This window comes from Acinetobacter sp. 1130196, assembly GCF_000588095.1.
Classification (GTDB): Bacteria; Pseudomonadota; Gammaproteobacteria; order Pseudomonadales; family Moraxellaceae; genus Acinetobacter; species Acinetobacter nosocomialis.
This window is the reverse complement of the sequence record NZ_JFWX01000094.1, coordinates 1-3,055: the sequence shown is the minus strand read 5'-3', so window position 1 is coordinate 3,055 and position 3,055 is coordinate 1. Positions and strand designations below refer to the sequence as shown.

Here is a 3,055-nt window from a genome sequence, read left to right as displayed (position 1 = left end):
CGTTGAATAAATCGTTGTATGGCTTACATTCATTGTTTGATCCAAATCAGGAAATGTCTTTAAACGCTTTGCTATTTGCTGAGGAGACCATAAACAACGGATCGCTTCAACAATAAATTTCCAGAGGATTGAATCGATTTTGAGTTTTCTGTGACCACGTCTACGTCTAGCGAAGGTGTTATCAGAAGCATATCGAGCTTGATAAACGTCATTGATGCTATTTCTTTTAAGCTCACGATAGATCGTACTAGGATGTCTTTTAATGAGTTCAGCAAATTTTCTGGCTGAAAAGCCTTCTTTTCTTGACTCAAGCATTAATGCAGTACGATCTTCAAAGTTAAGATGATGGTATGACAATTTTATATACTCCATAAACCCTTTAAATTAATTAGGTGGTTTATGTCGCACTTCAAGTTTTACTCTGCCAAGTATTTAAATAAGTATATGTTTAACATGATTATTTAATGGCTGTGTAATTTTTATATTTCTATTTTTTATTTTAAATAAGACTGTACAAAAAAATATTATGAAATTTTCTAAAAAATTTGAAGGATTTTTGAAATTTTTTGTTAATTAAGTTATTGTTATTAAATGGTAATTTTTTAACCATTTTTAATTTTAATATTTTTTTAATTTCCATAAAATAAAATTATTATGGCTGAGGCTTTTTTTAGGCTTTGTTACTTTTTTATTATAAAATTTCGGGGAAATTGATTATTTTTTCTCTGCTTGTTTATTTTAAAATGTTCTAAATTATCTTGCTTTGTGCTATATTTACTTAAAGATTTTATGTCTATATGAAAGCGCGATTAATCAGCTTGAGTAGTGATGTGAAGCTTGCAGTATTATTGAACAATTTTTATTTAAAAAGACTAATGGAGGGATCTATCGATTAGTCAAAAATAATTTCATGGACTTATGGTTTTTTTGTTTTATGAACCCTAGTTCTTTTTAACTCCCAAACGGTTATGTCACCTCTTTTGCACTTATTTCCAATCGACTTGTTTGAGTTGATTGCGGTGGAACTTTTGCTTTTATAAAGACATTTTTTATAAACAGCAGATGAGCAAGAGAAAGATTGTAAAAGATATCGATATATAAAAGTAAATCTTACTTTTGATATCACAAGATGGAATTTAAAAGGTCTGAAGCTTTAGAAGAGCGGAAGATTTTATAAATAAATCAAAACATTGTTATTGCAAGGTTTTGGTTGCTGAATAATAAAGACTACGGATTTATCACATCTGAGTCTATGTAGGTATATAGGAAAAAAGATGTCAGATCTTTCATACGTAAACGAACATAGCGATGCATGGCAAACTTACTTGGCACAAATTGACCGTGTAGCGCCATATCTAGAACACTTAGCTGATTATATCGATACTTTAAAGCGCCCTAAGCGTGCTCTTATTGTTGATGTACCAATCGTAATGGATGACGGTTCAATCCAGCACTTTGAAGGCTACCGTGTACAACACAACTTGTCTCGCGGTCCTGGTAAAGGTGGTGTTCGTTACCATCCAAATGTTGATTTAAATGAAGTGATGGCGTTGTCTGCATGGATGACAATTAAAACTGCTGTTTTGAACTTGCCATTTGGTGGTGCAAAAGGTGGTATCCGTGTTGACCCACGTAAATTATCTACGCGTGAATTAGAGCGTTTAACTCGCCGTTATACGACTGAAATTGGTCACATTATCGGACCTCAAAAAGACATTCCTGCTCCAGACGTTGGTACAAATGCCAATATCATGGGTTGGATGATGGATACTTATTCTACTAGCCAAGGTCACACAGTGACTGGTGTTGTAACTGGTAAACCAGTTCACTTAGGCGGTTCTTTAGGACGTGTTAAAGCGACTGGTCGTGGTGTATTCGTTACTGGCCGTGAAGTTGCTGCAAAAATCAACTTACCAATTGAAGGCGCGAAAGTTGCTGTTCAAGGCTTTGGTAACGTAGGTAGTGAAGCTGCTTTCTTATTTGTTGAATCAAAAGCAAAAATCACTCACGTTCAAGACCACACTGGCACAATTTTCAATGCTGACGGTATTGATCTTGTTGCATTACGTGAGCACGTAAACGCAAACCAAGGTGTTGGCGGTTTTGCTGGTGCGCAATCAATTGCAGATGAAGATTTCTGGACTGCTGAAGTAGACATCATTATTCCTGCTGCATTAGAAGGCCAAATCACAGTTGAGCGTGCTGAAAAACTTAAAGCTAAGTTGATTTTGGAAGGCGCAAACGGCCCGACTTATCCTAAAGCTGAAGATGTATTGGTTGAGCGTGGCATTGTTGTTGTTCCTGACGTTGTATGTAACGCCGGCGGTGTAACTGTAAGTTACTTCGAATGGGTTCAAGACATGGCGAGCTATTTCTGGAGCGAAGAAGAAATCAACGAACGTTTAGACAAGTTGATGGTTCAAGCAATGGATGACGTTTGGAATACAGCGAATAAGAATGCTTGTACTTTACGTACAGCAGCTTACATCTTGGCTTGTGAGCGTATCTTAAAAGCTCGTAAAGAACGCGGTATTTTCCCAGGCTAATCTGAGGAAATTACCTTTTAGGAAAAGTGGGCTGAGCAAATATAAAGGATGTATAGGGTTATTTGTTCAGTCCCTTTTTCTAAATGAATTAAAGACAGTAAGACAGATTAAATAAATTAAATAGATACTGAGGTAAGCATGGAACAGCCAATTTCTGTAACTCGAAGCAACTTTAATGACTGGATGGTTCCAGTATTTGCACCGGCAAATTTCATTCCGGTACGTGGTGAAGGTTCACGTATCTGGGATCAAGAAAATAAAGAATATATCGATTTTGCAGGCGGGATTGCAGTAAATGCATTAGGTCATGCGCATCCAGTGGCAGTCAATGCGTTAACAGAACAAGCAAAAAAACTTTGGCATGTCGGCAATGGTTATACCAATGAACCCGTACTGCGTCTTGCTAAACAACTCACTGAAAATACATTTGCAGACAAAGTATTCTTCTGTAACTCAGGTGCAGAAGCAAATGAAGCAGCATTAAAGCTTGCTCGTAAAGTTGGACTCGA

Annotated in this window: 3 protein-coding genes; 2 read left to right on the top strand and 1 reads right to left on the bottom strand. The window is 36.4% G+C overall.

Annotated elements, in window-relative coordinates:
- A partial coding sequence (locus J671_RS24330; protein WP_251982072.1) for a helix-turn-helix domain-containing protein occupies positions 1-315 on the bottom strand: 315 nt, incomplete at its 3' end.
- 959 nt (positions 316-1,274) lie between these two features.
- Here J671_RS24330 and J671_RS24325 point away from each other — a divergent pair.
- Both J671_RS24325 and J671_RS24320 read left to right on the top strand, forming a co-directional pair.
- Positions 1,275-2,546, top strand: a complete 1,272-nt coding sequence (locus tag J671_RS24325; protein ID WP_002048804.1) for a Glu/Leu/Phe/Val family dehydrogenase — start codon at positions 1,275-1,277, stop codon at positions 2,544-2,546.
- Positions 2,547-2,684: 138 nt separating this feature from the next.
- Positions 2,685-3,055: aminotransferase class III-fold pyridoxal phosphate-dependent enzyme (locus J671_RS24320; RefSeq protein ID WP_031983757.1), on the top strand; the 371-nt coding region annotated here is incomplete at its 3' end.